Origin of the sequence: Microbacterium salsuginis, from assembly GCF_012524205.1 — a bacterium.
GTDB lineage: Bacteria > Actinomycetota > Actinomycetes > Actinomycetales > Microbacteriaceae > Microbacterium > Microbacterium salsuginis.
This window is the reverse complement of sequence record NZ_JABACI010000001.1, coordinates 1,144,569-1,169,945: the sequence shown is the minus strand read 5'-3', so window position 1 is coordinate 1,169,945 and position 25,377 is coordinate 1,144,569. Positions and strand designations below refer to the sequence as shown.

The 25,377-nt window shown below is 72.0% G+C and carries 22 protein-coding genes; 7 read left to right on the top strand and 15 right to left on the bottom strand.

The annotated features are described in order from the left end of the window. Positions 1 to 76 precede the first annotated feature (76 nt). Complete coding sequence (locus HF576_RS05620) at positions 77 to 1,417, bottom strand: MFS transporter (RefSeq protein WP_205835021.1); 1,341 nt, start codon at positions 1,415 to 1,417, stop codon at positions 77 to 79. A 5-nt stretch (positions 1,418 to 1,422) separates the two neighbouring features. Beyond that, entirely contained in the window at positions 1,423 to 1,884 is a 462-nt protein-coding gene (locus HF576_RS05615; protein ID WP_168911736.1) for a MarR family winged helix-turn-helix transcriptional regulator, read from the bottom strand. Between the two features lie 103 nt (positions 1,885 to 1,987). On the opposite strand from HF576_RS05615, the gene HF576_RS05610 reads away from it, so the two are divergent. The 5 genes from HF576_RS05610 (at position 1,988) to HF576_RS05590 (ending at position 7,946) form a co-directional block, all read left to right on the top strand. Beyond that, complete coding sequence (locus HF576_RS05610; protein WP_168911735.1) at positions 1,988 to 2,857, top strand: alpha/beta fold hydrolase; 870 nt, start codon at positions 1,988 to 1,990, stop codon at positions 2,855 to 2,857. 161 nt (positions 2,858 to 3,018) lie between these two features. Then, entirely contained in the window at positions 3,019 to 4,590 is a 1,572-nt protein-coding gene (locus HF576_RS05605) for a glycoside hydrolase family 6 protein (RefSeq protein ID WP_240948641.1), read from the top strand. A 190-nt stretch (positions 4,591 to 4,780) separates the two neighbouring features. Then, complete coding sequence (gene lplAB / locus HF576_RS05600) at positions 4,781 to 5,830, top strand: lipoate-protein ligase LplAB (RefSeq protein ID WP_168911734.1); 1,050 nt, start codon at positions 4,781 to 4,783, stop codon at positions 5,828 to 5,830. After that, positions 5,809 to 6,879, top strand: coding sequence for a DNA-methyltransferase (locus HF576_RS05595; RefSeq protein ID WP_425522977.1), 1,071 nt, complete (start codon positions 5,809 to 5,811; stop codon positions 6,877 to 6,879). Before lplAB ends, HF576_RS05595 begins: the two co-directional genes overlap by 22 nt. Positions 6,880 to 6,959: 80 nt before the next feature. After that, positions 6,960 to 7,946: an LLM class F420-dependent oxidoreductase gene (locus HF576_RS05590; protein ID WP_168911733.1), complete on the top strand. Its 987-nt coding sequence runs from the start codon at positions 6,960 to 6,962 to the stop codon at positions 7,944 to 7,946. A gap of 48 nt (positions 7,947 to 7,994) precedes the next feature. Here the strand turns inward: HF576_RS05590 and HF576_RS05585 are convergent, their stop codons facing one another. From HF576_RS05585 to galT, 3 genes are all read right to left on the bottom strand, one after another. Beyond that, on the bottom strand, positions 7,995 to 8,837 hold the full coding sequence (locus HF576_RS05585) for an alpha/beta fold hydrolase (protein ID WP_168911732.1): 843 nt from the start codon (positions 8,835 to 8,837) through the stop codon (positions 7,995 to 7,997). Between the two features lie 166 nt (positions 8,838 to 9,003). Further along, positions 9,004 to 10,188 carry a galactokinase gene (galK, locus tag HF576_RS05580; RefSeq protein WP_168912093.1) on the bottom strand — a complete coding sequence of 395 codons (1,185 nt, stop codon included), beginning with the start codon at positions 10,186 to 10,188 and terminating at the stop codon, positions 9,004 to 9,006. A gap of 17 nt (positions 10,189 to 10,205) precedes the next feature. Then, complete coding sequence (gene galT / locus HF576_RS05575; protein WP_168911731.1) at positions 10,206 to 11,426, bottom strand: galactose-1-phosphate uridylyltransferase; 1,221 nt, start codon at positions 11,424 to 11,426, stop codon at positions 10,206 to 10,208. An 80-nt stretch (positions 11,427 to 11,506) separates the two neighbouring features. Between galT and HF576_RS05570 the strand changes: the two genes are divergently transcribed. Next, positions 11,507 to 12,541, top strand: coding sequence for a LacI family DNA-binding transcriptional regulator (locus tag HF576_RS05570; RefSeq protein ID WP_240948640.1), 1,035 nt, complete (start codon positions 11,507 to 11,509; stop codon positions 12,539 to 12,541). A 182-nt stretch (positions 12,542 to 12,723) separates the two neighbouring features. Here HF576_RS05570 and HF576_RS05565 read toward each other — a convergent pair whose 3' ends face one another. Beyond that, the gene (locus HF576_RS05565; protein WP_168911730.1) at positions 12,724 to 13,446 is read right to left on the bottom strand and encodes a ThuA domain-containing protein; all 723 of its coding nucleotides are present in this window, start codon (positions 13,444 to 13,446) and stop codon (positions 12,724 to 12,726) included. A gap of 57 nt (positions 13,447 to 13,503) precedes the next feature. Here HF576_RS05565 and HF576_RS05560 point away from each other — a divergent pair, with 57 nt between their 5' ends. After that, positions 13,504 to 14,625 carry a glycerate kinase gene (locus tag HF576_RS05560; protein WP_205834733.1) on the top strand — a complete coding sequence of 374 codons (1,122 nt, stop codon included), beginning with the start codon at positions 13,504 to 13,506 and terminating at the stop codon, positions 14,623 to 14,625. A 142-nt stretch (positions 14,626 to 14,767) separates the two neighbouring features. Here HF576_RS05560 and HF576_RS05555 read toward each other — a convergent pair whose 3' ends face one another. The 9 genes from HF576_RS05555 to HF576_RS05515 form a co-directional block, all read right to left on the bottom strand. Beyond that, a complete protein-coding gene (locus HF576_RS05555; RefSeq protein WP_168911729.1) occupies positions 14,768 to 16,213 on the bottom strand; it encodes an aldehyde dehydrogenase (NADP(+)) in 1,446 nt (481 codons plus the stop codon). 208 nt (positions 16,214 to 16,421) lie between these two features. Next, positions 16,422 to 17,555, bottom strand: a complete 1,134-nt coding sequence (locus HF576_RS05550) for a mandelate racemase/muconate lactonizing enzyme family protein (RefSeq protein WP_425522976.1) — start codon at positions 17,553 to 17,555, stop codon at positions 16,422 to 16,424. Then, positions 17,552 to 18,451 carry a 5-dehydro-4-deoxyglucarate dehydratase gene (locus HF576_RS05545; RefSeq protein ID WP_168911728.1) on the bottom strand — a complete coding sequence of 300 codons (900 nt, stop codon included), beginning with the start codon at positions 18,449 to 18,451 and terminating at the stop codon, positions 17,552 to 17,554. The genes HF576_RS05550 and HF576_RS05545 overlap by 4 nt, the downstream gene beginning before the upstream one ends. Then, complete coding sequence (locus HF576_RS05540; RefSeq protein ID WP_168911727.1) at positions 18,448 to 19,404, bottom strand: NAD-dependent epimerase/dehydratase family protein; 957 nt, start codon at positions 19,402 to 19,404, stop codon at positions 18,448 to 18,450. The genes HF576_RS05545 and HF576_RS05540 overlap by 4 nt, the downstream gene beginning before the upstream one ends. Beyond that, a complete protein-coding gene (locus HF576_RS05535; protein WP_168911726.1) occupies positions 19,401 to 20,777 on the bottom strand; it encodes a Gfo/Idh/MocA family protein in 1,377 nt (458 codons plus the stop codon). Before HF576_RS05535 ends, HF576_RS05540 begins: the two co-directional genes overlap by 4 nt. Before the next feature lie 125 nt (positions 20,778 to 20,902). Further along, positions 20,903 to 21,913 carry a LacI family DNA-binding transcriptional regulator gene (locus tag HF576_RS05530; RefSeq protein WP_168911725.1) on the bottom strand — a complete coding sequence of 337 codons (1,011 nt, stop codon included), beginning with the start codon at positions 21,911 to 21,913 and terminating at the stop codon, positions 20,903 to 20,905. A gap of 247 nt (positions 21,914 to 22,160) precedes the next feature. Continuing rightward, positions 22,161 to 23,195 (bottom strand): substrate-binding domain-containing protein, encoded by a 1,035-nt coding sequence (locus HF576_RS05525; protein WP_168911724.1) that lies wholly within the window; start codon positions 23,193 to 23,195, stop codon positions 22,161 to 22,163. Positions 23,196 to 23,260: 65 nt separating this feature from the next. Beyond that, entirely contained in the window at positions 23,261 to 24,157 is an 897-nt protein-coding gene (locus HF576_RS05520) for a sugar phosphate isomerase/epimerase family protein (RefSeq protein ID WP_168911723.1), read from the bottom strand. Next, the gene (locus HF576_RS05515) at positions 24,154 to 25,371 is read right to left on the bottom strand and encodes a dihydrodipicolinate synthase family protein (protein ID WP_168911722.1); all 1,218 of its coding nucleotides are present in this window, start codon (positions 25,369 to 25,371) and stop codon (positions 24,154 to 24,156) included. The genes HF576_RS05520 and HF576_RS05515 overlap by 4 nt, the downstream gene beginning before the upstream one ends. Positions 25,372 to 25,377 lie beyond the last annotated feature (6 nt).

The window sequence follows — 25,377 nt, the reverse complement described above, 5'->3', positions numbered from 1 at the left end:
GCGACGGTCCCGCCATCGATCATACGGGGAACCGGTTTCTGTGCAGCAGCCGGGCGGGCTTCCGTGCGGCGCGACGTCAGCTGGCGCGTCGACCGGTCTCCCGGTCGTCCGACGGCACCCGGATCGGCGTGGTCTGGGCGATCTGGTCGCTGAACTCCTCGGGGGGAACGATGGTGAGGGGTCGTGTCTCGTCGATGGTCAGGCGGAACCGCCGCTGCTCGTGACGGTGCAGGCGCCCCGAGACGATCAGCCAGGTCGCGCCGATCGCGAACGCGACGACGGCCGCGACCGCGCCGAGCAGGATCGCCGCGCGCGGCCCCCACTCGTCGGCCACCCAGCCCACGATCGGCGCGCCGACCGGAGTGCCGCCCATGAGGATCGCCATGTAGAGCGCGAGCACGCGCCCGCGCAGCGCCGGATCGGTCGTGGTCTGCACGTAGCCGTTCGCGGTGGTGAGCATCGTCACGACAGCGAACCCGGTGAACATGAGTGTCACGGCATATGCCCAGTAGGTGGGCATGAACGCCGAGACCGCCGCAGCGGCGGCGAAGAGCAGCGTGCCCCCGATCACCACGCGGATCCGCGCGCGGTCGCGCCGGGCGGCGAGCAGCGCGCCGGCCAATGAGCCGACCGCGAGGATCGAGCTGAGCAGGCCGTAGCCGTCGGCCTCCTGGCCGAACTCGATCGCCATGGTCGACGCGAAGATCGGGAAGTTCATGCCGAACGCGCCCACGAGGAAGACCATCGCGAACGTCACGATGAGGTCGGGTCGCCGAGCGACGTAGCGGAACCCGTCGGCGAGCCGCGAGGCCCCCGGCGCGTGGACCCTCGGGATGAGTTCGTCGGTGCGGATGAGCCACAGCGCGATGATCATGGCGAAGAACGTGACGCCGTTGACGAGGAACACCCAGCCGGTGCCGACGGCCACGATGACGACTCCCGCGAGCGCCGGCCCGATCATGCGCGCGCCGTTGAACGACGCCGCGTTGAGGGCGACGGCGTTCGAGGCCGCTTCTCGTGCGACGAGGTCGGAGACGAACGCCTGGCGTGCCGGATTGTCGAACGCGGCGACGACGCCGAGCGCCAGGGCGAACGTGTACATCAGCGGCAGCGTCATCACGCCGACGAGGAGCAGGATGCCGATCGCGACGCCGATCAGCAGCAGCAGTCCCTGCGTCACGACGAGCAGTCGTCGCCGTTCGAAGCGGTCGGCGACCCAGCCGGTGACGCCGACGAGCAGCAGGGGCGGGGCGAATTGCAGCGCCATCGTGATGCCCATCGCTGCGGCGTCGTTGTCGGTCAGCTCGGTGAGGACGACCCAGCTGAGCGCCGTCGCCTGCATCCAGGCGCCGATGTTCGACACGAGCGCGCCGATGAACCACACGCGGTAGTTGAAGACCGAGAAGGACCGGAACATGTTGCTCATCGGGCGGCCATCCGCTCCATGATCTCGGCGGCGCGGGCGATCGCCTCGCGCTCCTCGGCCGAGAGCTCGGCCAGAGCCGCCTCCACCCAGGCGTCGCGGCGGCGTGCGGTCTCGTCGACGACGCCGCGTCCCGAATCGGTCAGCGAGATCACGACCTTCCGTCCGTCGGTCTCGTCCGCCGTGCGGGTGATGTAGCCGGATTCCTGAAGGCAGTTCACGGTGCGGTTCATCGAAGGCGCTGAGACCCGCTCGCGGTCCGCGAGCTCGCCGAGAGTGTGCGGACCATGCACGAAGAGGGCGGCGAGGACGGCGAACTGACCATCGCTCATCGAGTCCACGGCGCGCTGCGTGCGCAGACGTCGCGCGAGCCGGAACGTCGCGATGCGCAACTGAGCGGCGGCAGGACTCAGCTCGGCGTGGTCGACGGAATCGGCGGTGGCGGCTTCTTGGCTGGTCATACGGTTCCTTAGCTTAGCTCATTAGTCTTGCTAAAGAAAGTGCCGGATGCTTCGTCCACAGGTGCCGGCCGCCGTCATAGCCCTGCCACCTAGACTTCTCCGCATGCCCGAGAACACCGATGTGCGGTCTTTCACGGATGCGAAGGGCGTGTCGATCGTCTACGAGGTCCACCAGGCCCGCAGCGATCCCCGGGCGGTGGTGCAGCTCCTGCACGGGGTCGGGGAGCACGCGGGAAGGTACGGCGCTCTCGTAGGCGCGCTGACCGAAGCCGGCTATACCGTCTATGCCGACGATCACCGCGGCCACGGCCGTACCGGCATGGGGCAGTACGGCGGCGACTCCTCCCGGCTCGGACGTCTCGGCCCCGGCGGCCTGCCCGCGGCCATCGCCGCCATCTGGCAGCTGACGCAGCAGATCCGCGCCGAGAACCCCGATCTTCCGCTGATCCTGCTCGGCCACTCATGGGGATCGTTCATGGCGCAGGCGCTCATCAACGATCACCCCGAGGGGTACGACGCCCTCGTGCTGAGCGGGTCTGCGCTCCGCTGGCCCGGCTCCCTCAACTCCGGCGATCTCAACGCGCCATGGAAGGCCCCCGGAGCGATGGGGACGGAATGGCTGTCGTCCGATCTCGCGGTGGGGCAGGCGTTCCTCGATGATCCGCTCACGACCACCGAGCCGCTGCTGAAGCTCTTCGGGCCGCTTGATGCGGCGCGGATCATCGGACGCCCGCGAAGGAACCTCGGGCGCGACATCCCGACCCTTCTCATGGTCGGACGCGACGACACGGTGGGTGGCCCGCGGAGCGTTCACAAGCTGGCGGCCGCGTATCGCACGCGCTCGGGATTCACCGACGTGACGACCCTCGTCTACCCGGGCGCGCGGCACGAGATCTTCAACGAGGTCATGCAGCAGGACGTGCGTGACGATCTGCTCGCGTGGCTGGATCGCCGCTTCGCCGCCCACGACTGATCGCATCCTGGCGTCGCCGGCAGGCGTTGACGTCGTCGGGCGGAATAGTCCATGCTGGCCCCAGCGTGCAGCGTGGGAGCGCTCTCATAACCGGAGTGACGCCCCGTGACCCGCTCCCCGGGCGATGGCGCCCGGAGGTCGACGATGACCAGGAGATACGCATGATCCACAAGCCACCCCGCCGCGCGACCGCCCTCGCGTTCGGCACCGCCGCGCTCCTCGCGCTCGGGCTGTCGCTGCCGATGAGCGCGGCCGCAGACGATGCCGATCCCGCCGTCGGGCTCGCCGGCTCGGACCTGTACCTCAACCCCTGGAGCACGACCCTCGAAGCCGCTCAGGCTCTCGCCGGTCAGGCCCGCGCCGACGCCCAGCTGCTGGGGTCCATCCCGTCCGCCGACTGGTTCACCACCGGCACGCCCGCCGAGGTCGAAGAGGCCGTGGACGACGTCGTGACCGCCGCCGCCGTTCAGGGCCGGATGCCGGTGCTCGTCGCCTACAACCTGCCGTTCCGCGACTGCGCCCAGTACTCCGCCGGCGGCGCGCTCGACACGGCGGCATACCAGGCCTGGATCGACGGCCTCGTCGCGGGGATCGGCGGCCGGCCGGCCACGGTGATCCTCGAGCCCGACGGGCTCGGGATCATCCCGCACTACGTCACCCTCGACGGCGTCGCCGAGTGGTGTCAGCCGGCCGAGATCCCCGCCGAGACTGCCGCCGCGGACCGCTACACCCAGCTGAACTACGCGGTCGATGCGCTGGGCGCCCTGCCCTCGGCATCCGTCTATCTCGACGGCACCGGCGCGAGCTGGCTGAACGTCGGCGAGATCTCGGACCGGCTGCTCAAGGGCGGAGTGCAGCGGGCCGACGGGTTCTTCCTGAACGCCTCGAACTATCAATTCACCGCCAACTCCACCGCGTTCGGCACGTGGATCTCGCAGTGCATCGCGTACGTCACCGAGGTCAGCCCCGGCGACTTCGGTTCGTGCGGCAACCAGTACTGGAACGGCGGCCCGGCGAACAACTGGACGGGCGTGGCGATGTCGCAGTACGGCGAGTGGAGCGCGGATGCCGCCGACCCGGCGCTGAACACGGCCGGGGTGGACTCGAGGTACGAGTCGATCCTCGGCGGCGTCGAGCCGACGACGCGTTTCGTCATCGACACGAGCCGCAACGGACTCGGACCGTGGCAGTTTCCGGCCGACACGTATCCGGTGCACGAGGACTGGTGCAACCCGCCCGACCGCGGCCTGGGTGTGCGCCCCGACACGACGACCGACGTGCCGCTGGTGGACGCGTACCTGTGGATCAAGGTGCCCGGCGAGTCGGACGGCAAGTGCTACCGCGGCACCGGGGGACCGCTCGACCCGGCGCGCGGCATCGAGGATCCCGCAGCGGGGCAGTGGTTCGCCGAGCAGGCGCGCGAGCTCGTCGCGCTCGCCGATCCGGGCGTCGCGCCGCTGGACTGCCATGTCGGGTGGGACGTCGAGGCCGACGCCTCCGGCTTCGCCGCGAAGGTGCGCACCTCGGCCGCCGGCAACCTGGCGTTCTTCTTCGCCGGCGACCAGGCGGTGCGCAAGGCAACCCGGGGAGAATTCACGCAGGACGGTGCGGCTGTGACGGCCACGGCGGCCGAGCGTCCCGGCAACGCGCCGGACGCGCTGCTGCACGTCGTCGGTGAGCCCGATCAGCCGTGGATCTTCTGGCTCGACGGACGCGCCTGCACGTCCGACTGAGCGAGCAGGGACAGGGGAGGATGCCGCGCCCGCGGCATCCTCCCCTCTCCGCGCTCCTCTCGCCCACGCACCCCCCTGTTCGTTCGTCACCTGTGTACGCAAAACCGCCCGTTCGGCGTACACAGGTGACGAACGAACCGGGGGGTGGAGTGGGGGCTGAGGGGGCGCGGTACGGCAATAGGCTGAACGCATGCACGGCGAATACAAGGTTCCGGGCGGCAAGCTCGTGGTGGTCGATCTCGAAGAGCGCGACGGACGCATCGCCGACTTCCGTCTCGCGGGCGACTTCTTCCTCGAGCCCGACGACGCCCTGGCCGACATCGACGCCGCCGTCAACGGGCTGCCCGTCGAGTCGGACGTCACCACGATCGCGGCCGCCGTGCGCGGCGCGCTGCCCGAGGGCGCGCAGCTGCTGGGGTTCACGCCCGAGGCCGTGGGCACGGCCGTGCGCCGCGCACTCGTGACCGCCCCCGGCTGGCGCGACTTCGACTGGGAGATCGTGCACGAGCGTCCGGTCTCGCCCCGCATGAACCTGGCCCTCGACGAGGTGCTCACCGGGCGCGTCGGCGACGGCCGGCGCCGGCCCACGCTGCGCATGTGGGAGTGGGACGAGAACGCGGTCGTGATCGGGTCGTTCCAGTCGCTGCGCAACGAGGTCGACCCCGACGGCGCCGCGAAGCACGGGTTCGACGTCGTCCGCCGGATCTCGGGTGGCGGAGCCATGCTCATGGGCGCGAACTCGATCGTGACGTACTCGCTGTACGTTCCGGCATCCCTCGTCCAAGGGCTCACGTTCGCCGACTCGTATGCGTTCCTCGACGACTGGGTGCTGCAGGCGCTGCGCGCGCTGGGCATCGAGGCGACGTACCAGCCGCTCAACGACATCGCGTCGCCGCAGGGCAAGATCGGCGGTGCCGCGCAGAAGCGCCTGGCCAACGGAGGTGTGCTGCACCACGCGACCCTCAGCTACGACATGGACGGTCAGATGATGACCGAGGTGCTGCGCATCGGCCGCGAGAAGCTCAGCGACAAGGGCACCACGTCGGCGGCCAAACGCGTCGACCCGCTGCGCCGCCAGACTGGGCTGCCGCGCGAGGCGATCATCGAGAAGCTCAAAGAGACGTTCGCGAAGCTCTACGGCGCGGTCCCCGGGCACATCACCGACGACGAGTACGCCGAGGCCGAGGCCCTCGTCGAGTCGAAGTTCGCCACCGACGCGTGGCTGCGACGGGTGCCGTGACGGATCCCTCGGACCCGGCCTCCGAGCCGGGTGCCGGGCCGGTCGAGGTCTACGAGGGTGACAACCTCGAGGTGCTCCGTGCCTTCGCTGACGCGTCGTTCACGCTGATCTACCTCGACCCGCCGTTCAACACCGGTCGCGCGCAGGAGCGGGCCGTCGAGACCGCCCGGTCGCGGCATCCGTCCACTACTTCCGGCCTCCCTGCGTTCACAACTCAGTCTGCGCGCGAGCCGGATGCGACGGCACCCGCGGAATACCGCGGCTCTGCTGCGGCGGCGGACGCGGCGGGACTGAATAGCGAACAGGCGGCGGTCGAGCCCCGGCAGGGCGCGATTGTGCGGCGGGGGTTCCACGGGCGCGAATACGAGCGCATCCGCGGCGACCTGCGTGCCTACGACGACCGGTTCGACGACTACTGGGGCTTCCTCGAGCCGCGCCTGCTCGAGGCGTGGCGGCTGCTGGCCGACGACGGCACGCTCTATGTGCACCTCGACTACCGTGAGGCGCACTACGCCAAGGTGCTGCTCGATGCCCTCGTCGGGCGCGAGCGGTTCCTCAACGAGCTGATCTGGGCCTACGACTACGGTGCGAAGACCCGCAAGCGCTGGCCGACCAAGCACGACACGATCCTCGTGTACGTCAAGAACCCCAAGGCGTACTGGTTCGATTCGGATGCCGTCGACCGCGAGCCCTACATGGCACCGGGCCTGGTCACGCCGGAGAAGGCCGAGCGCGGCAAGCTGCCCACCGACGTGTGGTGGCACACGATCGTGCCGACGACCGGCCGCGAGAAGACCGGGTATCCGACGCAGAAGCCCGAAGGCATCCTCCGGCGCATCGTCCAGGCCTCGAGCCGCCCCGGCGATCGCGTGCTCGACGCGTTCGCCGGCAGCGGCACGACCGGCGCCGTCGCGTCGGCGCTCGGCCGTCACGCCGTCCTGGTCGACCACAACCCCGAGGCCATCGCCGTGATGCGGGAACGGATGCCGCACGCCCGCGTCGTCGAAGACCCGGTCGTTGGGCGAGCGGAGCGGGACGAGACGTCCTGAACACCGCGTCGACTGACCCTCGAGGCGTTTCGTCTCGCTCGTTGCTCGCTGGCGCAACGACCGGGAATAGGCTGAGGATCATGCGCTTCGGAACCTTCATCCCCCAAGGCTGGCGATTCGATCTCGTGGGCATCGAGCCCGCCGAGCACTGGGCGGTGATGAACGGTCTCGCGCAGCGGGCGGACGCCGGGCCCTGGGAATCGCTGTGGGTGTACGACCACTTCCACACGACGCCGGTGCACAGCGACGAGGCGACCCACGAGGCGTGGACGCTGATGGCCGCGTTCGCGGCGTCGACGAGCCGCATCCGCCTCGGCCAGATGTGCACGTGCATGGGCTACCGCAACCCCGCCTACCTGGCCAAGGTCGCCGCGACCGTCGACGCGGTGTCGGGCGGTCGCACCGAGATGGGCATCGGCGGAGGCTGGTACGAGCACGAGTGGGAGGCGTACGGCTACGGCTTCCCGCCGGTGCGCGATCGACTCCGGATGCTGCGCGAAGGCGTCGACATCATGAATCAGGCGTGGACCACCGGGCGTGCCACCCTCGACGGCGAGTACTACCAGGTCGACGGTGCGATCGTGCGTCCGCTTCCCCTCCAGGACGGCGGCATCCCGATGTGGATCGCCGGCGGCGGCGAGAAGGTCACGCTCAAGATCGCGGCCCAGTACGCCGCCTACACGAACTTCGCGGGCCCGCTCGAGCAGATCGATCACAAGAGCGAGGTGCTGCGCGGGCACTGCGACGCGATCGGGCGCGACTTCGCGTCGATCACGCGCTCGTCGAACGTCAACACGATCGTCGGCGACACCGACGCCGAGGCCCGCGACCGCCTGGCTGCGGTCAAGGCGCGGCTGCTCCCGCACGTGGGGCAGGAGCGGGCCGACGTGATCGAGAAGGAATTCCTCGCCTCGCCGGGGTTCGGCGCCGTCGACCGCGTCGCCGAGAACCTCGCCGAGCGCGAGCGTCACGGCATCACGTACGCGATCCACTACTTCCCCGAGGCGGCGTACGATCTGTCGGGCATCGAGCTGTTCGAGCGGAAGGTCATCGCCGCGCTGTCGTGACGGCGCGCCCGCGCCGAGGCCGGCATGTCGCCGGCCTCGGCCCGTGCGTCAGGCGCGGAGGAAGGCCAGCAGGGCCTCGTTCACCTCGGCGCCGTGGGTCCACAGCAGTCCATGCGGGGCGCCCTCGAGCTCGACGTACGTCGCGTCGGGCAGAAGATCCTTGAAGCGGCGGCCGGTGGCGTCGATCGGCAGGATGTTGTCGGCCGTGCCGTGCAGGATGAGCGCGGGCACGTCGACCGACGAGATGTCGCCGCGGAAGTCGGTGGGCCACGTCAGGGGCGCAGCCGCGATCGCGGTGTTGCCCATGAGGTTCGCCACCTGGACGCTGGCGTCGAGCGCCTGCTGCGAGATGCGCGAGCCGAGGTTGTCGTCGAGGTTGTAGAAGTCCCGGTAGAACCCGGCGATGAACGCGTAGCGGTCGTCGCGCACCGTCTGGGCGATGCCGTCGAAGAACTCCTGCGGACCCGCACCCTCGGGGTTGTCGTCGGTCTTCAGCAGGAAGGGCTCGAGCGAGCCGAGGAAGGCCGCCTTCGCGACGCGCCCGCTGCCGTAGCGCGAGAGATACCGCGCGATCTCGCCGGTGCCCATCGAGAATCCGACCAGCACGACCTCGCGCAGGTCGAGGTCTTCGATGAGGGCGTGCAGGTCGGCGGCGAACGTGTCGTAGTCGTAGCCCGAGCCGGCCTTCGTCGACGCGCCGAACCCGCGGCGGTCATAGGCGATCACACGGTAGCCCTCGTCCAGCAGCGCCGCCTGCTGCTTGCCCCACGACTCGCCGTTCAGCGGGAACCCGTGGATCAGCACCACGGGCTGCGCGTCAGCCGGGCCCTGGTCGGTGTAGTAGAGGTCGACGTCTACCGAGTTCTCGGTTCCGACGGTGATGTACGCCACGATCGCTCCTTCCGGCACCGGAAGACGGATGCCCCGGCCCTGTGTATGACGCTAGGGCGCGGCATCCGTCAACGCCAGTTCTTGCGCACCGGCGCGTCGAGCGTTCAAGCCGCGTTCACCTGCCCCGGCACGCCCGCCGCGGAAGCCGACTGAGCGCGGTTCGCCGTTAGGCGTCGCGGGAGGCGCCGTCGGAGGGCGTGACGGTGAAGATCGTCGGCGCGGTGAAACCGGATGCTGCGAACGCGGCGGTCGCGGCATCCGTCACGTGCTGCAGCCGGTCGCGGGCGACGAGGGCGATCGCCGCGCCGCCGAAGCCGCCGCCCGTCATGCGTGCGCCCAGAGCGCCGGCCGCCAGCGCCGCGTCGACGGCGGTGTCGAGCTCGGGGACCGAGATCTCGAAGTCGTCGCGCATCGACACGTGCGAGGCGACCAGGAGGTCGCCGATCGCGGTGGGGCCCTGCTCGCGCAGCGCGCGGACGGTGTCGAGCACGCGCTGGTTCTCGGTGACGACGTGCCGCACACGGCGGAAGGTGACGTCGTCGACGAGGCCGGCGAGCCGGTCGAGGTCGGCGACCGTGACGTCGCGCAGGGCCGGCACGCCGAGGGCTGCGGCACCGCGTTCGCACGCCGCGCGGCGCTCGCCGTAGCCGCCGGTCGCATGCGAATGCTTGACGCCGGTGTCGATGACAAGCAGCTCGAGTCCCGCCGCGTCGAATCCGAGGTCGACGATCTCGGTCTCGAGCGAGCGGCAATCGAGGAAGATCGCTGCGTCGGCGCGGCCGAGGAGGGCCGCCATCTGGTCCATGATGCCCGTGGGGGCGCCGACGGCCTCGTTCTCGGCGACGCGGCCGGCCTTGGCGAGCGACACCCGGTCGAGCGAGACGCCCCAGGTCTCGGCGAGTGCGACGGCGGTGGCGCCCTCGATCGCGGCCGAGGACGACAGCCCCGCACCGACAGGGACGTTGGACGCGAAGGCGAGGTCGGCGCCGGTGACGTCGGACGGGGACTTTCCGGATGCCGCCAGCACCGCCCACGCGACGCCGAGCGGGTAGCGGGCCCACTCGGTGACCTCGTCGCGACGCGTCGGGAAGAGCGAGTCGAGCTGGTCGAGGGCGATCTCGACCGTGGCGTCGTCGAACGTCGAGGCCACGCGCACGCGGAACACCCCGTCCGTCCGCGGCGCGAGCGCGACGTGCGTGCGGTGCTGGATCGCGAACGGCAGCACGAAGCCGTCGTTGTAGTCGGTGTGCTCGCCGATGAGGTTCACCCGGCCGGGGGCCGACCACGTGCCCACGGGCTCGGCGCCGAACCGCTCGCGGAACAGGGCGCGCGCCGCAGCGGCGGTCTCGATGGTGCGGGCGGTGTCGGTCACAGGGTCTCCTCGGGAACGGATGCCACGGCATCGCGCAGGCGTGCGGCCGAGGTCTCAGGGGGGATGTCGCCGATCCAGGCGCCCATGGCGGCCTCGGATCCGGCGAGGAACTTGAGCTTGTCGGCGGCGCGGCGTGGGCTCGTCAGCTGGAGGTGCAGCCGGACGGTGTCGCGCCCACGGTGCACGGGAGCCTGATGCCACGCCGCGATGTAGGGGGTGGGGCTGTCATAGAGCGCGTCGATGCCGCGCAGCAGCCGGAGGTAGAGCGGGGCGAGCTCGTCGCGTTCTGCCGCCGTGGTCTCGGCGAGGTCGGCGACGTGGCGGTGCGGCATCAGGTGCACCTCGATCGGCCAGCGCGCGGCGAAGGGCACGAAGGCCGTCCAGTGCTCACCCGACAGGATGACCCGGTCGTCAGCGCGCTCGAAGTCGAGGATGCGCGCGAACAGATCCGGGCCCTCGCGCTCGATCGAGCCGAGCAGGGTCGCCGTGCGGGGAGTGATGTAGGGGTAGGCGTAGATCTGGCCGTGCGGGTGGGGGAGTGTGACCCCGATCGCCTCCCCTCGATTCTCGAACGGGAAGACCTGCTCGACGCCCGGCAGTGCCGACAGGGCCGCCGTGCGGTCGGCCCACGCTTCGATCACGGTGCGCGCCCGCGTCGGGGTGAGCGAGCCGAACGATCCCGAGTGCGCGGGGCTGAAGCACACCACCTCGCAGCGGCCAACGCTCGTGCGCGTGCGGCCGAGGCCGGGTGCGTCCAGGTCGTCGAGGCCGCGCGGCGGGTCGGTGCTGACGAGGGCTTCGCCGAGGGTGCCGCCGAGGTGTTCGCCGGGAGCGCCGGCGAGGGCGGGGCCGAAGGACGGCGACTTGTTCTCGAACACCGCGACGTCGTACATCGACGGGATCTCGGACGGGTTCGTCGGCGTCTGCGGTGCGAGCGGGTCGAGCTCGGCAGGGGGCAGGAACGCGCGGTTCTGACGTGCTGCGGCGATCGAGACCCAGTCGCCGGTCAGCACGTCGCGGCGCATCGTGGCCGTCGCCGGGCGCGGAGCGAGGTCACGCGCATCCACCGCCCGTTCGGGCCCGAGGGCGGTGCCGGGATCGTCGTAGTAGAACAGCTCCCGTCCGTCGGCCAGCCGTGCGGTGCGCTTGACGACGCCGGCGCCGAGCGTCTGGGCCGAGGGGGCCGCGGCATCCGATCCGAACTCAGGAGTGTTCACGTCAACACGGTAGCAACAGCGCTATGTTAGCGTCAACACGACGTCCCAGACGGTGGGTCGGCGAGGGAGGTGGCGGCGGGATGGATGCAGCGGCACAGCGCCGGATCTCGATGGCGGACGTCGCTGCCCGTGCCGGGGTGTCGGGTCAGACGGTGTCGCGCGTGGTGAACGCGAGCCCCCGCGTCGACCCCGAGACGCGGGCCCGCGTCGAGGCGGCGATGGCCGAGCTCGGCTACCGCCCGCACCGTGCCGCCCGCGCGCTGCGCACCGGCCGCACCCAGACCATAGGGCTCGTGGTGTCGACGCTCGCCACGGTGGGCAACTCGCTCATGCTGCAGACGGTGGCGGATGCCGCGGGCACCCGCGGCTACGCCCTCACGGTCGTGACGCTCGGCGCCGACGGCGCCGCGGCCGCGTTCGAACGGCTCGCCGAGCAGGGCGTCGACGGCGTCATCGTGCTCAATGAGGCCACGGCGCTCGCGCTCGACGCGCCGGCACCCCGAGGCCTCTCCGTGGTCGTGGTCGACGCGCCGCCCGAGATCGCCGCCGGCGCGCGCCGGGCACCCGCGGGCAGACGGGGGATCGTGCAGTCCGACCACGCCGGCGGCGCGCGCGCCGCCGTGCAGCACCTGCTCGGGCTCGGACACGGCACCGTCCATCACCTCGCAGGCCCGGCGTCGTCGTTCGCCGCCTCGGAGCGGGAGCGGGGCTGGCGAGCCGCGTTGGCCGAGGCCGGGCGCGAAGCGCCGGAGCCGATCCGCGGCGACTGGACCGCAGCATCCGGTCATCGTCTGGGAGAGGTGCTGGCCGCCGACCCCGCGGTCACCGCCGTCTTCGCCGCCAACGACCAGATGGCGCTCGGCGCGATGCGTGCCCTCGCCGATGCGGGCCGGGACGTGCCGCGCGGGGTCAGCATCGTCGGGTTCGACGACGTCGCGGACGCCGCCGAGTATCGGCCGCCGCTCACGACGGTGCGGCAGGAGTTCGGCCGCCTCGGCGAGCTCGCGGTGCAGACGCTCGTGACCGGGATCGAAGACGGCGCCGACGCGTTCGAACTGGTGCCGACCACGCTCGTCGTCCGCGCGAGCACCGCCGCGCCGCCCGCTGACCGCTGAGCGCCGCGCGTGTTCGGCGCGTGTCGCCGGGCGCGTGTCGCCAGGCGCCGGTCGCCGGGTCGAGGTCGAGAAACCGCGGAGAGGTTGAGAAACCGCGTGCGGGCGGAAGTCTCAACCTCCGTGTGGTTTCTCAACCTCCGTGTGGTTTCTCGACCTCGGGCGGGGTGGGTGCGAGGCCGAGCTCACGGCGCGAGGCGGGCGGCCCAGCGGGCGGCGCGTGCGAGCACGGCACGCAGCTCGGCGGACTCGTACGCCCGGGTGTCGTGGCCGAGCGCGCTGACGACCGCGCGCACCGGCATCCGTCCCCAGTTCGTCTCGTTCGTCCACACCAGCGGATGCGCGGTGCCGTCGAGCTCGTGCACCGCCAGCACGTGGACGGCGGGGTCGACGACGAGGTCGGTGTAGCGCTCGTCGAACGCGGTGAAGTCTGCCGGCACGATGATGCTGCCGGGTGCCACGGCGCGCACGGCGGCGACACCGATCTCGGGATGCCACGACAGGCCGTTGCGCCACTCGCCGCCGATCGTGCCGATCCAGTCGGGGTAGTCGCGCAGGCTCGAGACGGCGCTGTGCGTCGCGATCACCCCGATGCCGCGATCGAGAGCGGCGGCCAATCCGGCCTCGGCGGCGGGGACGACCACCGGTGCGGCGTCCGGATTGCGCGACGGGTCGCCGGCATTCACGACCAGGAGTTCCGCGTCGGCGAGCCGGCCGAGGGCGATGTCGGGGTCGTCGATGACGTCGACGTCCCAGCCGTCGGCGCGCAGCAGGTCGGCGATCGCGGCGGAGGTCTGGGGATACGGATGCCACGGGTCGGCGTAGCGCCCGGCGCCACTGGCGATCACGGCTCGAGGCATCCGTCCACGGGGGTCGCCGTCGAAGGGGACGGTCTCAGGGGCTGCCATGATGTGAGGATAGCGTTTTCCCCCGTCCCTCGTCGCGTTCTCCAGGAGAATGGGCCCATGCTGCACACCGTCGTGATCGCCCCGGACTCCTTCAAGGGCACCATCGCCGCCGCGCCGGCCGCGGATGCCGTCGGGCGGGGATGGCAGCGGGTCCGCCCGCACGATCACATCCGCCTGCTCCCCATGGCTGACGGCGGCGAAGGCACGGCCGACGCCTTCGCGACCGCGGTGCCCGGGGCTGAGCGCGTGCCGGTGACCGTCACCGGGCCCGAGGGTACGCCGGTCGAGGCATCCTGGGTCCTGCTGCCCGCGACCGACGACGCGCCCGGCGGCACCGGCGTCGTCGAGCTCGCGAACACGAGCGGCATCGAGCTGCTCGGAACCCCGCCCCGGCTGCGGCCTCTCGACGCGCACACGAAGGGCTTCGGCGAGGCGATCGCCGCGGCACTCGCGCGCGGCGTCTCGCGGCTCGTGCTCGGCATCGGCTCGAGCTCGTCGACCGACGGTGGCACCGGCATGCTCGCGGCGCTCGGCGCGCGATTCACGGATGCTGCCGGCCGGCCCATCGCCGACGGCGGCCGTGGGCTCGCCGACCTGGCGGCGGCCGATCTGTCGGCGTTGCCGGCGCTCCCGCCCGGAGGCGTGACCGTGCTCTCGGATGTGACGAACCCCCTCTTGGGCCGGCGAGGGGCGGCGGCGGTGTTCGGTCCGCAGAAGGGGGCGACACCCGACGACATCGCGGCCCTGGACGCCGGGCTCGCGCGGCTGGCAGCGCTGACGACGGCGGATCCGGATGCTGCCGGCGCGGGCGCGGCCGGGGGCACGGGCTTCGGCCTGCTGGCGTGGGGTGCCGCGCTCGTGCCGGGCTCGGCCGCGGTCGCGGACCTCGTGGGGCTGCGCGAGGCGGTGGCCGAGGCATCCGTCGTCGTCACGGGCGAAGGGTCGTACGACGGGCAGTCCGCCGCCGGCAAGGTGCCGGCGCACGTCGGCGCCGTCGCGGCGGCGAGCGGCGTGCCGGTCGCGCTGGTGGCGGGCCGGATCACGCCCGACGCCGACGTGTCGGGCTTCGCGGGAACCGCGTCGCTCACCGACCTCGCCGGCTCGGCCGAGGCGGCCTTGGCCGACCCCGGGCGATGGCTCGTCGAGGCCGGCGCCGCCCTCGCCGCCTCGCTGCTCTGACCTTCCTGGCCGATCTGCCGCCGTGCTCGAGACGCGGCGCACAGGTTGAGAAACCGTGCGTAGGTTGAGAAACCGTGCGAGGCGCGGTGTCTCAACCTAGATGCGGTTCCTCAACCTCACGGGGCGAGAACCGGTCGGGTCCTCAGGGGACCTGCAGCACGCCGTTGCGGCGGTGCGGCAGCGCTGCGAGCGACGCGTCGCGCAGCACGTCGGGCAGCAGCGACTCGGGAGCGTCCTGGAACGTCACGGGGCGCAGGAACCGGCGGATCGCCGTCGCGCCGACGGACGTGTGAAGCGAGGTCGTCGCCGGCCACGGCCCACCGTGGTGCTGCGACCACGTCACGGCCACGCCCGTCGGCCAGCCGGCGAAGAGCACGCGCCCGACCTTGCGCTCGAGCACGGCGAGCACGTCCGCGACGTCGTCGCCCGGCTCGGAGTGCAGCGTGCCGGTGAGGGACCCGGGCACGGCGCGCAGCGCCGTGAGCAGCTCCTCGTCCGACGAGTACCGCACGAGGAGGGTGACCGGTCCGAAGCATTCCTCGAGGAGGGTCTCGGGGCGCGCGGCGACGGCCGCGGCATCCGTCGACAGCACCACCGGTCGTGCGGCGCCGGCTTCGACCGGAAGCCCTTGAGCCACGACACTCACGGACGGGTCGGCCTCGAGGTGCTCGATGCCCTCCGGGAACGCCGCCGTGATGCGATCGGTCAGCAGCGGGCCTCCGGCCGAGCCGGTCGCGAAGCCCGCGACGAGGTCCTCGAACCCGGCGCCCGCGGGGATGAAGACGACCCCGGGCTTGGTGCAGAACTGCCCGACGCCCAGGGTGAACGACCCGACGAGGCCCTGCGCGAGCGCGTCTCCGCGTGCGGCGATCGCGGTCGGCGTGATGACGACGGGGTTGACCGATCCGAGCTCGCCGTAGAACGGGATCGGATCCGGGCGACCCGACGCGAGGTCGAACAGCGCCCGGCCACCGCCGAGCGATCCGGTGAATCCGGCGGCCTGGATGACGGGATGCTGCACGAGGGCGTTGCCCGCCTCGCGGCCTTCGACCAGCGCGAGCGAGCCCTCGGGCGCACCGGCGGCGACGAGGGCCTCCGCGACGATCGTGGCCGTGCGCTCCGAGAGGCGCGGGTGGCCCGAGTGCGCCTTGACGATCACAGGGTTGCCCGCCGCCAGTGCCGAGGCGGTGTCGCCGCCGGCCACCGAGAACGCGAACGGGAAGTTCGAGGCCGAGAACACCGCGACCGGCCCGACGCCGGTCAGCATGCGCCGCAGCTCGGGGCGCGGCGGCGTGGCCGAGGGATCGGCGTCGTCGACGGTCAGCTCGAGGTACGAGCCCTCTTCGACGACCGTCGCGAACAGCCGCAGCTGGCCTGTCGTGCGTCCGACTTCGCCCCGCAGCCGGGTCTCGCCGAGGCGCGTCTCTTCGTCGGCGATCACGACGAGCTCGTCGATGTGCGCGTCCAGCGCGTCGGCGGCCGCGCGCAGCCACGACGCGCGGGTTGCGGCATCCGATCCTCGCCAGATCGGCGCGGCAGCGGCCGCGGCGGCCGCGAGGGTCTCGAGTTCAGCGGTGGTGGTGGTCATGAAGAGATCCTTTCGTATCGGCGGGCCCCCACGGGCCGCAGCCGCGCTCCGCTTTCCGCGCCCCGCCTCCGGTTCGTTCGTCACCTGTGTACGCAGAAACGCCGATTCTGCGTACACAGGTGACGAACGAACCGCGGAGGCGCGGGTGTGCGGGAGCGGAAGGGAGGGAGGGGAGGGAGGGGAGGGAGGGGAGGAGAGGGAGGGAGGGTCATGAGAAACGGATGCCGAGACCTGCGTGGGGCACTTCCGTCAGGGTGCCGCCGGCGATGCGCACGGGCGAGGGGCCGTCGAGCACACCGAGCGCGCCGAAGCCGGCGTCTTCGACGTCTTCGGCCATCGGCTCCGGCACGCCCGGGACGGCCGGGAGCGTCAGCGCGAGCTGGCCAGAGAGCTCGGGCAGCAGATGCGGATGCACGGCGGCACCGTATTCGGCCGCGATCGCTGTGATTCCCAGGAACGGGGTGATGCCACCCACTCGCACCACGTTCGGCTGCACGATCTGGGCGGCGCCGGTGCGCAGGAAGTCGTCGAAGCGGAAGACGTTGTGCAGGTTCTCGCCCACGGCGATGGGGATGCCGCTCGAGGCCTCCAGCCGACCCGCGAGCTCGATGTGCCCGTAGAGGTCGTCAGCGCGCAGCGGCTCCTCGATCCACGCCGGCGCCACGGCCGCGAGCACCTCGAGCGACTGCGTCGCCCGATCGAGCTCCCACCGCTGGTTCGCGTCGATCATCAGCGAACGATCGGGGCCGAGCACCTCGCGCACGGCCTGCAGGCGCTCGAGGTCCTCGGCGACGTCGGGCTTGCCCACCTTCACCTTGACCGCGTCGAACCCGGCGTCGACCCAGCGCTGCACCTGAGCGACCAGCTCCTCGAGGCTGTAGTGCAGGTTGACGCCTGACCCGTATGCCCGCACACTGTCGCGTCGCGGCCCGAGGAAGCCTGACAGCGACGTTCCTGCGGCGCGGGTCGCAGCATCCCACAGTGCGAGATCCAGTCCCGCGAGCGCGATCGTGGTGATGCCGCCGCCGCCCGCCTCGTGCAGGTGCTGCCAGAGGGCCCGCCACTGCGCGCCCGGCTCGGCCGCACGACCGACCGCGGCCGCGGCGATGTCGTTCGTGAGCAGTGCGTGCACCGCTTCGGCGCCGATCTGCGGGGTCCACGAGAACCCCCAGCCCTCGCCGCCGTCGGAGCGAACGACGTGCGTCGCGATCACGCCGACGGCGGTCACGTCCGCGCCCCACGGGCGGGTCAGCGGCACACGGATGAGTCGCGCGTCGAGCGACGCGATCGTCGCCCCATCGCCGGTCGCCCCGTCGCCGGTCGCCCCTGCGGCGATCGTCACAGCAGAGCCCGTCCCGCCTCGAGGATGCCGGCGAGCCGCGCCTCCTGCTCGGGGGTGGGGTCGACCAGTGGCGCTCGCACCGATCCGACGGGCAGCCCGCCGAGCCGCAGGCCGGTCTTGATGAGCGAGACGCCGAAGCCCGGGGTCTCGTCGCGCAGCCGCACCAGCGGCGAGTAGAAGCCGTCGAGGAGGGCATTGCGCCGCGCCTCGTCGCCGTCGACGTACGCCCGGTAGTAGGCGTTCGCCACCTCGGGGATCATCGCGAACGCGGCCGACGAGTACAGCGGGATGCCGATGCCGCGGTACGCGCCCTGCGTCAGCTCCGCTGTGAGCAGCCCGTTGAAGAACGCGAAGTCCTCGCGACCCTCTTCGGCCACGGCGCGCACGATCTGCTGGGCGAGGCCGACGTCCCCCACGCCGTCCTTGAAGCCCACGACCTTGGGGTTGCCGGCGAGTCGGCGCACCGAGTCGACGGTGTACTGCGCGTTGCCGCGGTGGTAGATCACGACGGGCAGATCGGATGCTGCGGCGACCGCCTCGACGTAGGCCACGAGTCCGGCCTGCGGACCGCCGACGAGGTACGGCGGCAGGACCAGCAGCGCGTCGGCCCCGGCATCCGCCGCGGTCTTGGCCACCGCCCTCGCGTGGCCGAGCGGGCCACCGGAGCCGGCCACGACCGGCACGCGACCGGCGACCGTCTCGGTGGCGATCCGCACGACGCGCGCGACCTCGTCGGTGGAGAGGGCATGGAACTCGCCGGTGCCGCACGCCGGGAACACGCCGCCGGGGGAGTGCTCGAGCGTCGTCGCGATGTGCGTGCGCAGCAGGTCCTCCTCGACGCGGTCGGCGGCGTCGAAGGGGGTGACGGGGAAGAAGAGGATGCCGTCGAAGTTCACGCCAGCACGTCCTTTCGGGGGATCGGGTGTTCGGTGTCGGGTGCGGCGCCCACGGCGTCCTCGCCGAGCTCGCCGCGCCAGGTGTGCGTCGGTCGCCAGCCCAGCAGGCGTCGCGCTTTGGCGTTCGAGAACGCGGGCGAGCTGCCGGTCAGCTCAGCCGCGAGCTGCTCGGTGCCGGAGACGAACTGCGGCAGCAGCTCGGCCAGTGGCCGGCGGGCGAGAGCATCGTCGGCGCCCACGAAGAAAACTTCGGCGTTCGGGATGCCGGGAAGCGCCTCGAGCAGCACGTCGACGAAGGTCGCGACGTCGCGCGCATCGACGTAGTTGAACAATGCGGGCGCCGAGAGCGCCGGGTCGTCGAGGCGCTCGCGGACGGTGTGCCCCTGCTGCGTGGGCGCCCCGTGCCACTCCTCGGGGGCGATGACGTAGCAGGGGCGGAAGGCTGCGAACCGGGTGGCGTCGCCGGTCTGACGCGAGAGCATCGTGATCGTCTGCTCGGCGAGGAGCTTCGACAGGCCGTACGCGTTCCACGGCTTCGGCGTGGTGCGCTCGTCGAGCGGGAACCGGTCGGGGAGCCATCCTGCCGGCGCTCCGTAGCCGAGCACCGTGGGGCTCGACGCCGTGACGATCCGGCCGATGCCCGCCGCGACGCCGGCCGAGAGCACGTTCAGAGCGAGCGTCGCATTCGTCCGCAGGATGACGTCCTCGGGGGCGCTGAACGGCACGGCGATCGCCGCCAGGTGCACGAGCGCATCGGTGCGGGATTCGGCGATCGCGCGGGCGGCGGCATCCGGATCCGTCAGATCGACCGCGATCTGGTCGATGCCCGACAGCTCCGCAGCGTCGGACGTGGAACGGTCGAGCGAGACGAGCTCGTGGCCGGCCGCCGCGAGACCCGCGACGAGACTGCGGCCGAGACGCCCGGCTCCTCCTGTGACGGCGATGCGGGTCATGCGCTGACCGATCCGGCGGCGGTGCGGGCGGTGTCGGCGAGCAGGCGGATGCCGAGCTCGTCGACCCGAACGGGCAGCCCGGTCTCGAGAGACCTGTTACCGGCGATGCCGACGCAGATCGAACGGACGCCGTCGCGCCAGTCGGCGGGTCGAGCGAGCGGATCATCCCCGGGGCCTTCGAAGACGTCGGCGAGCATCAGGGCGTCGCCGCCGCCGTGCCCGCCCTCTCCCGCGGCGACGATCGGCACGTCGTACGCCGCCTCCCAGTGGCGCTGCACGAGCAGGCGCTCACCCTCTGGCCGCAACGAGCCGGAACGGCCGGCGTCGACCGCGGACGGGTCGAGCACCGGGTGCAGGCCCTCATCGGCGAGCACGGCGCCGCGTTCGACGACCTCGAGCTCTGCGCGTCCGAGCGTGCCGTTCACAGCGACCCGGTACCCCTCCCACGGCGCGTGCGCGTTGAGGGAGTAACTGAGGGTCGCCCCGGAGGCGTAGTCGACGATGAGCGCGAGGTTGTCTTCGATCGTGATGCCCTCGCCGAACACATCGCGGTCGCGCAGGTACCCGTCGTGCTGCTCGGCGTCGAGGTAGAGCGACTTCAGGCGCTCGTCGTCGCGCAGGTCGAGCTCGAACGGGTCTCGTGCGCCGGGCCCGGCCGCGTCGTGGGTGCCGCGTTCGGGACGATTCCGGATGCCCCGCGCCGCGGCGTTCTCGGAGCCGTAGAAGCGCAGACCGCCCGACGCGAACACGCGGCGGGGCTCCGACCGGATCCACCAGTTCACCAGGTCGAAGTGATGGCTCGACTTGTGCACCAGCAGCCCCCCGGAACGGACCTTCTCGCGGTGCCAGCGACGGAAGTAGTCCGCGCCGTGCTTGGTGTCGAGCATCCATGCGAAGTCGACGCTCGTGACCTGGCCGATCGTGCCGTCCTGGATGACCTGGCGCAGGGCGCTGTTGCGCGGCGAGTAGCGGTAGTTGAAGGTGATGACGACCTCGCGGCCGGTCCGGTCGATCGCATCCTCGATCTGAGCCGCGCTCGCGGCGTCGATGGTCAGCGGCTTCTCGACGACGACGTCGGCTCCGGCATCCAGCGATCGCACGATCAGCTCGGCGTGCAGATCATCGCGCGCGCACACGATGGTGCGGTCGACGCGCTCGTCGCGGATCATGCGCTCGAGGTCGGCCGGCGAGTACACGGCCGGCGCCGCGTGCCCTGCCGCGACGACCCGGTCGACGTAGTACTGCGCGCGCACCGGGTTCGGCTCGCAGATCGCGACGAGCTCGGCATCGTCGGAGTACCGGCCGATGAGGGCGTCGACGTACATCTGGGCGCGGTGACCGGCTCCGATCAGGGCGTACCGGCGGTGGCTCATGGCGACTGTCCTTCGCTCAGGAAACGTTTTCTCAGCCTAGCACGCTTCCTTCGGTCCACCCTCCCCGCGCGCCCCCTCTCCCGCGCCGAACGACCTGGTCGGGCGCGGCGGGCGGGCGCGAGGCGTCAGACCGGCGCGGGGCCGGTCGAGCCGCGGACCGTGAGCTGAGGGAGGAGAGAGAGCGGATGCCCCGGCTCGGCGCCCTCGAGCAGCCCGCGCATGCGCGCCCAGGCCTCGGCGCCGAGCTCGTTCGCCGGGACGGCGGCGGTGGTGAGGGGCGGGCTGGTGTAGCGCGCGAACGGGATGTCGTCGAAGCCGACGATCGAGAGGTCGGCCGGGACGCGGCATCCGTCCGCCTGCACCGCACTGAGGAGGCCCATCGCGACGAGGTCGTTGAAGGCGAGCGCCGCCGTCGCGCCCGATGCGCGCACCGCAGGTCCCGCCGCGGCGCCGGCCTCGAAGTCCACGCCGCACGGGATCTCGGTCACCACGGCGTCGGCGTGGCCGGCGGCGAACTCGGCGATGGCCTCCAGGCGCGCCGCGTTGGCGACGCTGCGTGCCACCCCGGCGAGATAGACGATGCGGCGATGGCCCTGCCCGTACAGGTGCTCGAGCTCGGCCGTCAGTGCGCTGCGGTAGTCGGCGCGCACGGAGGGCACGTCGCCCGACGAGCGATTGATCAGCACGGCCGGCGTGAGCCCGCCGACGAGCCGGTCGAGCTCGTCCTGCGGCAGACGCGGGGAGCACAGGATGACGCCGTCCGTGCGGCGGCGGGTGGCGGTGGCCAGCACCCGCTCCTCGGCCACGGACTCGGCGGAGTCCGCGACGAGCACGTGGTAGTCGTCGGCGGCCGCGGCGCGGCTGAGGCCGCGGAGGATGGCCTGGAACGTCGGGTTGCCGAGGTCGGGCACGACGACCGCGACGGTCTGCGTGCGGCCGAGCACCAGGCTGCGCGCGACGGGGCTCGCGGTGTAGTCGAGGGCGGTCGCGGCATCCCGCACCTTCTCGGCCAGCGCCGGGTCGACCGTGGGGTTGCCGTTCAGCGCTCGCGAGACGGTCGAAAGCGATACGCCGGCGCGCGCCGCGACATCGGCGATCGTCACGCGGGCGCCGTCGGCGCGAGGTGGTCGAGGCATCCGCTGCTCCCTCCGTCGGCTCAGCCTACTCGGACAGGAAACGCTTCCTGGCGGTGGGGCGCCCTGCTGCTCGCGGGCGTGCGATTGCCGGATCCGGTAACCGGTGATTGCGTGAGTTTCCGGATGCTGCGGCCCGTCGCCGTCCGGAAAGCCGCACGAGGTCCGGTTTCCGGATCCGAGATCCGAGCGGTCTCGGGCTCGAGTCGCAGGGCGGGCTCGAGTCGCGGGGCGGGGTCAGTGGGCGGGGTCAGTCGCGCGGCGGCGTGGAGCCGCGCACGACGACCTCGAGGTGCAGGGGCGGCTCGGAGGCATCCCACTCCGGCTCGAGCGCGGCGTTCAGTGCGCGGTAGCCGAGGTCCTCGAGGGGCACTCGCACGGTGGTCAGGCCGGGACGGATGTCGCGGCCCGTGGCGATGTCGTCGAATCCGGCGACCGCGATGTCGGCGCCGACCTGGCGTCCGGCATCCCGGACGGCCGACATCGCACCGATCGCGACGACGTCGCTGATGCCGAAGATGAGTGTGCCGCCCGGCACGTCGCCCTGCAGCAGATCCTGCGCGGCGGCGTAGCCGGCGTCACGCGTGAACCCGGCGCGGCGCACGTCGCGCACCTTTCCGCCGGCCGCTTCGAATCCCTCGGTGAAGCCGGCGACGCGGTCGTCCGAGGTGCGGATCCCCTCGGATGCCGCCACCACGATCGCGTCACGGTACCCGAGGCGTGCCAGCTCGGTGCCCAGCGCCGCGGCGCCGCCGTGGTTGTCGACGGCGACCGACCGGGTGCTTCCGGTCCCGGGTCCGAGCATGACAACGCGACCGCCCATGCCCGAGAAGGCGTCGAGCTCGGACTGCAGGCCGACCGCATCGGGTCCCTCGGTGCGGGAAGCGGCCAGGATGAGCCCGCGCGGACGCTGGCCGCGCAGCGCGCGCACGAGCTTGACCTCGCGCTGCGGGTCTCGCTCGGTGATCGCGATGGTCACGACCAGGCCGGCCTCGTCGGCGCCGCGCGCGACGCCCGAGGCGAGCTGGCTGAAGTAGGGGTCGGCGATGTCGGCCACCAGCAGTGCCACGATCGCGGAGGTGCCGCGGGCCGTGGCCTGCGCCGAGAGGTTGGCGGTGTAGCCCAGCTTCTCGGCGGCCGCCTCGACGCGCTCCCGGTAGCTCTCCGCGACCTTGCGGGTGGAGCCGTTCAGCACGCGCGACGCGGTGGCGAGCGAGACGCCCGCCTCGCGGGCGACGTCGTGCAGGGTTGCTGCGCCTCGGGTCGGCGCGGAGGGGTTGCTCACAGGCGAGAGTCTAAGCCCTGTGTCCGGTTTCGGCCCGGCTGTGGGAGAACGCTTACCATCGCGCGTCAGCCCGCGACGCGCGCTCGCAGGTGCGGCGAGACGGATGCCGCGAACCCGGCCGCCGTCCGCCGTACCGCCTCGAGCGGCTCGGTGGCCCAGATCTGCTCGTTGAAGATCTCGACCTCGATGTCGCGGTCGTACCCGGTGGCCTCGACGGCACTGGTCAGCGACGCGAAGTCGATGACGCCGTCACCGGGGTAGTGGCGCGACAGCAGCACGTCGGCCGCGAGGGGCGTCTTCCAATCGCACACCTGGTACGTCGCGATGCGGCCCTCACGGCCGGCGCGCTCGATCGAGGCGAGCACCTCCGGGTCCCACCAGATGTGGAAGGTGTCCACGGTCGCGCCGACGACGGCGGCGTCGAAGTCCGCCGCGATGTCGAGCGCCTGCCCGAGCGTCGAGACGACGCAGCGGTCCGAGGCGTACATCGGGTGGAGCGGCTCGATCGCGAGGGTCACACCGGCGGCCGCGGCATCCGGAACCAGCTCGCCGACCGCGTCGCGCACCCGCTCGCGCGCGCCGGCCAGGTCGCGCGAGCCCTCGGGCAGGCCGCCCGCGACCAGCACGAGGATGGCGGTTGATCCCTCGGCGCCGGCGGCGGCCAGGGTCGCGGCCTCTTCGATCGCGACGCGGTTGTCGTCGATCGACGCGCGGCGCGCGGGGCCTTCGGGCATCGTGAAGAAGCCCGACCGGCAGTGGGTCGTGAAGCGCAGACCCGAGTCGGTCAGCATCGAGGCCGCCGTCGCGAGGCCGACCTCTTGCACGGGCTCGCGCCACAGGCCGATCGCCTGAACGCCGGCGTCGGCGGTCACGCGCAGCGCCGTCGCGAGGTCGGCGTGCTTGATGGTCGCCTGGTTGATCGACAGGCGCGGATCGACGGTGCCGTCGAATGAGAAGGTCATGCGATCACTCCGGGGACGTCGATGCCGTTGTGGCGGAGCATGCCGTGCCAGCGGATCAGCGCCAGCTCGGGCTGCTCGAGGGCGAGCGAGGCGTTGGCGAGCTCGACGATGCGCGACAGGTGCGGGAGGCTCCGCGCCGAGTGCAGCCCGCCCACCATCTGGAACGCGGGCTGGTGGCCGTTCAGCCACGACAGGAACGCGACGCCCGTCTTGTAGTAGAACGTCGGCGCGGCGAAGACCTGGCGGCTGAGCTCCTCGGTGGGTCCGAGGATCTCGAGGTATCGCGCCGGGTCGCCGGCGTCGAGGGCCTGGATCGCGGCCGAAGCCACCGGGGTGATCGCGGCGAACGCGCCGAGCAGCGCGTCGGAGTGCTGCCGCGCCGACTCGGGGTCGCGGGCCGGCTGCTCCGCCTGGGGCACGTCCGCCCCGCCGATGAGCCCGACGTAGTTGAAGTCGTCGCCGGTGAACATGCGCACCGACTCCGGCAGCCGTTCACGGACCGACACCTCGGAGGCGGCATCCAGCAGGCTCATCTTGACGCCCGCGATCCTGTCGGTGTTCTCGCCGATGATCTCGAGGAGCACGTCGGAGGCCTCGCGCCAGTCGGCCGAGCCGAAGTAGCCCTCGAGCACCGGATCGAATGCCGTGCCCAGCCAGTGCAGCACGACCGGCGTCGTCGCGGTCGACAGCACCTCGCGGTAGACGCGGCGATAGTCGTCGGCGGATGCCGCGGCCCGGGCGAGGTGACGCGAGGCCATGAGCACGGGGCCGGCGCCCTGCTCCTCGGTGAAGTGCAGCTGCTCCTTGTAGGCGTCGATCACCTGGTCGACGGAGATGTGCTCGTCGTCGATGTGGTCGGTGTTGACGCCGACGACGACCGAGCCGCCTTCCTCACGAGCGACCTGCGCGGACCGCGCGATGAGCTCGCGTGTCGCAGCGGCGTCGAGGCCCATGTTGCGCTGCGCGGTGTCCATCGCGTCGGCGACGCCCAGACCCCACGAGTACACCGAGCGGCGGAAGTCGAGCGTCGCATCCCAGTCGACCTCTGCCGGCTGACCGGGAGTGTTGTCGGCCCACGTCCGGGGCACGACATGCGCGGCGGCATATGCGACCCGGCTGCGCAGTGCGGCCTGGGGCTTGGCGTAGCCGGGGGATTCGTTCAGCGCGACGGCTGAGAGGGCCCCGGCGTCGGAGAGGAGCGTGAGCTGCGGCATCCGGCA